This window comes from Enterobacter sp. E14S, assembly GCF_055666685.1.
Map to the genome: position 1 here is coordinate 1 of NZ_JBVODQ010000026.1, position 441 is coordinate 441.

Below are 441 nucleotides of genomic sequence, written 5' to 3' on the forward strand. Positions count from 1 at the left end.
AAAATCTCTGCAGGCTTGTAGCTCAGGTGGTTAGAGCGCACCCCTGATAAGGGTGAGGTCGGTGGTTCAAGTCCACTCAGGCCTACCAAACTCCTTTTAAAGGATGAGCGGTACAGAGATTGCAAACGATGGGGCTATAGCTCAGCTGGGAGAGCGCCTGCTTTGCACGCAGGAGGTCTGCGGTTCGATCCCGCATAGCTCCACCATCTTTTACTGCGAACACAAGAAAACTTCAGAGTGAACCTGAAAAGGTGCACTGCGAAGTTTTGCTCTTTAAAAATCTGGATCAAGCTGAAAATTGAAACGACACATCTTTAATGGTGTGTTCGAGTCTCTCAAATTTTCGCAATCAGAAGTGAAACAGCTTCGGGTTGTGAGGTTAAGCGACTAAGCGTACACGGTGGATGCCCTGGCAGTCAGAGGCGATGAAGGACGTGCTAA

The 441-nt window shown here is 49.0% G+C and carries 2 tRNA genes; both read left to right on the forward strand.

Going from position 1 to position 441, the window contains the following annotated elements:
- Positions 1-11 precede the first annotated feature (11 nt).
- Positions 12-88: transfer RNA gene (locus ACZ6J2_RS21810), tRNA-Ile, on the forward strand.
- Positions 89-130: 42 nt separating this feature from the next.
- Positions 131-206 (forward strand) — tRNA-Ala (locus ACZ6J2_RS21815).
- Positions 207-441 lie beyond the last annotated feature (235 nt).